Source organism: Oleiphilus sp. HI0125 (assembly GCF_001635355.1).
In genome coordinates, this window is record NZ_LWGF01001175.1 from 1 (window position 1) to 581 (window position 581).

1 pseudogene is annotated in these 581 nt (G+C 47.5%); it reads left to right on the forward strand.

The features are described 5' to 3' along the window. Positions 1–581: pseudogene (ligA, locus tag A3762_RS20385) on the forward strand (NAD-dependent DNA ligase LigA); the annotation flags it as partial.

Sequence of the window (581 nt, forward strand, 5' to 3'; positions counted from 1 at the left end):
ACCTGTTGCGCGTTTGAGCCCCGTTTTTGTGGGTGGTGTGACGGTAAGTAATGCGACACTTCATAATATGGATGAAGTTGCACGTTTGGGGATCAAGATTGGCGATCGTGTTGCGATTCAGCGAGCGGGAGATGTGATTCCTAAAGTTGCCGCTCGAATAGGTGCGGGAGCCTTCGGAAGAAATATCGAGCTGCCTAGTCATTGCCCTGTTTGTTCGTCAGAGATTGAGCAAGAAGGCAGTATCGCCAGATGTTCTGGCGCGATGCTTTGTCCCGCGCAGCTCAAAGAATCAATTAAGCACTTTGTATCGCGAAAGGCATTTGATATTGATGGCTTGGGCGATAAATTGGTTGACCAGCTTGTCGATAAAGAGTTTGTGCTATCGCCGATCGATATTTTTGATTTAAATACTCCTAACCTCGTGCTGTTGGAGCGTATGGGGCAAAAAAGCGCTGAGAACTTAATTTCAGCGATTGAGTCCTCAAAGCAGATCGAATTATCCCGATTTATCTATGCGCTCGGAATAAGGGAAGTGGGAGAAACGACCGCGTCAACCATTGCGCGTGAGTTGGATGACGTTA